The organism is Dyella sp. (genome assembly GCF_051954575.1).
Classification (GTDB): domain Bacteria; phylum Pseudomonadota; class Gammaproteobacteria; order Xanthomonadales; family Rhodanobacteraceae; genus Dyella_B.
Map to the genome: position 1 here is coordinate 1 of NZ_JBQCHP010000112.1, position 5,070 is coordinate 5,070.

At 62.9% G+C, this 5,070-nt stretch carries 8 protein-coding genes and 1 pseudogene; 1 reads left to right on the plus strand and 8 read right to left on the minus strand.

What is annotated here, in order from left to right; genetic code table 11:
• Nucleotides 1-124, plus strand: a pseudogene (locus ACTHNE_RS15110) (imidazolonepropionase); the annotation flags it as partial.
• Nucleotides 125-153: 29 nt separating this feature from the next.
• Here ACTHNE_RS15110 and ACTHNE_RS15115 read toward each other — a convergent pair.
• The 8 genes from ACTHNE_RS15115 to gltX form a co-directional block, all read right to left on the minus strand.
• Entirely contained in the window at nt 154-570 is a 417-nt protein-coding gene (locus ACTHNE_RS15115; protein ID WP_324947696.1) for a type II toxin-antitoxin system VapC family toxin, read from the minus strand.
• Nucleotides 557-796: a FitA-like ribbon-helix-helix domain-containing protein gene (locus tag ACTHNE_RS15120; RefSeq protein WP_324947695.1), complete on the minus strand. Its 240-nt coding sequence runs from the start codon at nt 794-796 to the stop codon at nt 557-559. Before ACTHNE_RS15120 ends, ACTHNE_RS15115 begins: the two co-directional genes overlap by 14 nt.
• 119 nt (nt 797-915) lie before the next feature.
• Nucleotides 916-1,080, minus strand: coding sequence for a 30S ribosomal protein THX (locus ACTHNE_RS15125; protein WP_324947692.1), 165 nt, complete (start codon nt 1,078-1,080; stop codon nt 916-918).
• Between the two features lie 80 nt (nt 1,081-1,160).
• Complete coding sequence (locus ACTHNE_RS15130; protein ID WP_324947690.1) at nt 1,161-2,123, minus strand: cation diffusion facilitator family transporter; 963 nt, start codon at nt 2,121-2,123, stop codon at nt 1,161-1,163.
• 57 nt (nt 2,124-2,180) lie between these two features.
• Entirely contained in the window at nt 2,181-2,615 is a 435-nt protein-coding gene (locus ACTHNE_RS15135; RefSeq protein WP_324947688.1) for a MerC domain-containing protein, read from the minus strand.
• Nucleotides 2,616-2,763: 148 nt separating this feature from the next.
• Complete coding sequence (locus tag ACTHNE_RS15140) at nt 2,764-3,243, minus strand: transcriptional repressor (RefSeq protein ID WP_440269681.1); 480 nt, start codon at nt 3,241-3,243, stop codon at nt 2,764-2,766.
• A 35-nt stretch (nt 3,244-3,278) separates the two neighbouring features.
• Nucleotides 3,279-3,548, minus strand: a complete 270-nt coding sequence (locus tag ACTHNE_RS15145; RefSeq protein ID WP_324947684.1) for a hypothetical protein — start codon at nt 3,546-3,548, stop codon at nt 3,279-3,281.
• 93 nt (nt 3,549-3,641) lie between these two features.
• Complete coding sequence (gene gltX, locus ACTHNE_RS15150) at nt 3,642-5,042, minus strand: glutamate--tRNA ligase (protein WP_440269682.1); 1,401 nt, start codon at nt 5,040-5,042, stop codon at nt 3,642-3,644.
• Nucleotides 5,043-5,070 lie beyond the last annotated feature (28 nt).

Below are 5,070 nucleotides of genomic sequence, written 5' to 3' on the forward strand. Positions count from 1 at the left end.
GGCCGTCGGCAAGCGTGCGGATCTGGTGGTGTGGAATGTGAAGCAGCCTGCCGAGCTTTGTTATTGGATTGGGGGCGGCTTGGTGCGCAACGTATGGGTCGGTGGAATGGCGATGGTGCTGTAGGCGCCATCCAAGCTCTCGACCTCTCCGCGCTATGAAAAAGGATTCAGCAACGGCACTCGTGTTTTTGAGAAATCGTTGACGTTGCGGGTCACCACCGTCAAATCATGCACAAGCGCGGTGGCAGCAATCAGCTTGTCCAGCTCGTGCTCCGGATGCGGCACCCGAAGCCGTCCCCATACCTGGCTGACATCCGTATCGACGGGCAGGATGTTCTGCGCGAAATTCCGCAGTATCTCGCCAAGCCAGGCATCAAGTTGGCCGGCCTGTGCCGTGTCACCGCGGCGGCGAATCAGTTCAACGCCTCTGCGCAATTCGCCGATGGTCGCCACCGATAAGTAGACATCCGCGTTCGTCGCGATGGCCTGGCGAAAGAACGCGCGCACGCCCTGGTTGGCTTTATTTCGCTTACGCAGTTCGCTGACGACGTTGGTATCAATCAAATACACGCGCAGCGTTTCCCTGTTCGCTGACACGGGCGAAATCGGCGTCCTCGCCGACATCCGGCATGCCGGCTAGTACCTCGGCAAAGCTCTTGTGGCGTGTTTTCTTTCCCAACACGGTCGCCAGGATGACGCGATGCTCGGCTTCGACACTGCGTCCATGCGCGGCGGCGCGCTCGCGCAGTTGTTGCACGACTTTTTCGTCGACATTCCGCACTAGAAGATTGGCCATGGCACTGCTCCGGCTATGCTTGATAGCAATGATATCATTCTCGATATCATCCTGCGAAATGGCATAAAAAAAAGCCCCCGACCAGCGGGGGCTTTCTCACATCGGCGAGCCTGAAAGGCTCAGGCCGACTTCTTCTTCGGAGCAGCGGCCTTCTTCACGGCTGCCGGCTTGGCCACGGTCGGCTTGGCACCGGCCACGGCGGGCTTGGCTACGTGCGCGCGGGTGTTGCCGTAGCTGCCACGGTAGGTCTTGCCACGGCGGGTTTTACGATCGCCCTTGCCCATAGGAAGCTCCTTGATTCGTCATGTGGATGGTCGATCATCGTAGCAGCGGCAGGCCAAAGCGCAAGCCGCTCGGACAAGCGCTAATGGTGATGCGATGAGTGCTGCGCGCTGCAGCCCGGGCTGTCGTCGGGGCAATGGCCGGGATCGATCTGCACGGTGGCATGGCGGATGCCGAAGCGTTCCAGCAACATGCGATTGACTGCCGCCAGCGCACGTGCGCCGTCGTCCCGGTCGTGCAATTCCAGATGCAGCGTGGCCATGCGCGAACCAGAGGCGAGCTGCCATACGTGCAGATGGTGGACGTCGGCAATCGACGTATCCGCACCGCGCAATGCGGTTTCCACTTCGTGCGTGTCCATGCCTTCGGGTACGCCTTCCAGCAGGATATGCGTGGAACGCCGCAGCAGATGCCACGCGCTGTTGAGGATCAGCAGCGCCACCAGGATCGACAACGCCGGGTCCGCCCAATTCCAGCCCAGCCAACGCACCGCCAACGCGGCCAGCACGGCGCCGACCGAACCGAGCAGGTCGCCCAGCACATGCAGGCTGGCGGCACCGATGTTGACGTCATCATGCGCGTGGTCATGCAGGCTGCGCAGCACGATCAGGTTGACCAGCAGGCCGACGATCGCCACGCCGAGCATCACGCCGGAAAGAATCGCCACCGGCTTGAAGAAGCGCTCGATCGCTTCATAGGCGATCAACCCGACCAGCACGAACTGCGTCAGCGCATTCACGAAGCCGGCCAGCACTTCCATGCGCCCATAACCATAAGTACGGCGCGCATCGGCCGGACGCTGCGCCATGCGCGCGGCGATCAGCGCAAGCAGTAGTGCGGCAGCATCCACCAGCATATGCCCGGCGTCGGCGAGCAGCGCCAGCGAACCGGACCACCAGCCGCCCGCCGCTTCGGCCACCATCATGCCGGCGGTAAGCACGAACGCGAACTTGAGCTTGCGCTCGCGCCCCGTCGCGCCCGCCTCGTGGGCATGCGCGTGATGATGATGATCGTGATCGTGGGTGTGGCTGTGCGCGTGACTCATGCCGGCATGCTAGAAAGCGGTGCGGCCGTTACACAATCACCGCGCTCGGGCACGCTCTCATCCGTGCACGCATTGCGGGCCGTGTTCGTGGCGCAATTGATGATCGAGGCGCAGATTGAAGAAATGCGCGCAAGCCACCAGCAAGCCGCCGCACGTCACCATCACGCTGTGCACGATGATCGAATAACCTTCGGCAAGCGTGACGCCCATCACCAGCAACAACAGGCCGGGCAGCGCCAATCGCAGCGGTAGCGCGCGGTGATGGCGCCGATAGCCGTTGACCAGGGACAGCAGCGCCAGCGCGCTGGCGAACAGCACGAAGCCGCGCTCGAAAGCGTGATCGGCAAGAAAGCTCAGGCCCAGGAGCGGAAGCACCGCCAGCACGAACGGCAAAGCCGCGCAGTGGATGGCGCACAGAAATGAAGCGACCGCGCCGACACGGTCGGCGATATGCCACCAGCGGGCGTTCGACGGCGTTGGCGTGGGATCCATAAGCGGGACGACACCATGCGAAGGGCCGGCGGGGACCGGCGAGGTTTTGATACGTTATAACATCCGCCAGCGGTCCGCAAGGGACACGGACGCCCGCGCGGCTCTCAACGCTAGAGCACGCGGACCGCGGTGGAGTTCGAGCAAGCGCTCAGGCCTTGCGGCAGTGTTTGCACACACCGTGCACTTCCAGGGTCTGCGCCTGGGGACGGAAGCCGAACGCCTTGGCCTGCGCTTCGATCAGCTCGGCAACGCGCTCGTCACACACTTCCTGCGCGCTGGAACAGACGTCGCAAATCAGGAACGGCACCTGGTGCGCCTCGGCCGGGTGATGGCAGGACACGAACGCGTTGATCGATTCCAGCTTATGGATGAAGCCATGCTCGAGCAGGAAATCCAGCGCGCGATAGACGGTAGGCGGCGCGGCATTGCCATGGCGTTCGCGCAGATGATCGAGCAAGTCGTATGCCTTCACCGGCTTGCCGGCCGCGGCGATCAGCTCCAGCACTTCCTTGCGCAGCGGCGTGAGGCGCAGGCCGCGCTCCTCGCTTGCATGTTCCACCGCCGCCACGAAGTCGCTGGGACTGTCGTGATGATGATGGACGTGCTCCTTGGCGGATGGATGACTCACTTAAATTCACCTCGATGGCGATCATACACCCGCCGCTAACGCGGCAAGGGCGGTGGTTTGGCGGACTTAGGGGTAAACAGCACGACAATCCAGCCGATCGGCCCCAGCACCAGCGCCCAGACCACGCCCGCCAGCAGCTTGCCGCGCCACCAGCCAAGCAGCGCGCCGACAATGACGAAGGCCAGGTTCCACCAGAACAGCGCCACCCACGGCAGCATCGCCATCAGGTTGATGAAGATGTGGATGAAGGCGTCGGGAGCGTCCATGTCGACGCCTTGGGTGGCTTTGGCGATGAGTTCGTCCACGCGTGCTCCGAAGAAACGTAAGCTGGGGTGCGAACCCCAACATTGGCATGCCCGTGCATCGCGACGTTGGGGTTTGCACCCCAACCTACATGGTCAGGCCTGCGCCAACGCCACGGCATCATCGATGCGCTTCAACGCCACCTCGCGCCCGGCAAGATAAATGGTGTGATCGATCGACGGCGACACCTGCGTGCCGGTCATCGCCACACGCAGCGGCTGGGCGATCTTGCCCATGCCCAGCTCGAGCTTCGCCGCCACCTGCTCGATCACCTGATGGATCGGCTCGGGCTTCCACTCGCACTCCGCCAGCAGTTCGCGCGCGGCGTGTAGCACCTGCACGGCGCTTTCGTTTTTCAGGTGCTTGGCGACAGCCTTGTCGTCCCACTGGATGATCGGGCCGTACCAGATCTTCGCCCGCTCGGCCATGTCCTTCAGCGTTTGCACGCGATCGCGCAGGGCAACGATCACGTCAGCTGGTGCTGGCCCCTTGCCGGTGTCGATACCCGCACGCGCAAGATGCCATGCGAATTCCGGCACCAGCTGCTGCGGATCGTCGGTCTTCAGGTAATGCTGGTTGAGCCACAGCAGTTTTTCGGTATCGAAGCGCGATGCCGCCTTGTTGACGTCGCCGACGTCGAACAGCTTGATCATTTCCTCGCGCGAGAAGATTTCCTGGTCGCCGTGCGACCAGCCCAGACGCACCAGGTAATTGAGGATCGCATGCGGCAGGAAGCCGTTCTCGCGATATTCCATCACGCTTACCGAATTGGTGCGCTTGGACAGCTTCTTGCCTTCCTTGTCCAGGATCATCGGCAGATGCGCGAACTCCGGCACCGCGGCGCCGAGCGCGTGATAGATGTTGATCTGGCGCGGCGTGTTGTTGACGTGGTCGTCGCCGCGGATCACCTCGGTGATGCCCATGTCGATATCGTCGACCACCACGGCGAAGTTGTAGGTGGGCCAACCATCGGAACGGAAGATCACCAGATCGTCCAGCTCGCTGTTGGACCACTCCACCCTGCCCTTGACCTTGTCCTCCCACACCACCGAACCGTCCAGCGGATTCTTGAAGCGGATCACGCGATTCGGATCGTCGCGGTAGGGTTCGTTGCGATCGCGGTAATAACCGTTGTAGCGCGGCTTCTCCGCACGCGCCATGGCGGCTTCGCGCATCGCCTCGATTTCATCCTTGCTTTCGTAGGCGTAGTACGCCTTGCCGGCGGCCAGCAGCTCTTCGGCCACTTGCTTGTAGCGCTCCAGGCGATGCGTCTGGTAGATCGGCGCGGCATCGGCATCCAGATCCAGCCAGTGCATGGCGTCGAGGATCGCCTGCACGGCCGCATCCGTGGAGCGCTCGCGGTCGGTGTCCTCGATGCGCAGCAGGAAATCGCCGCCGCGGCGACGCGCTTCCAGCCAGCAGTACAGCGCGGTGCGCGCGCCGCCGATGTGCAGGAAACCGGTAGGACTGGGGGCGAAGCGGGTGCGGACGGTCATGATTTCGGCATTGCCATGGACGGAACGG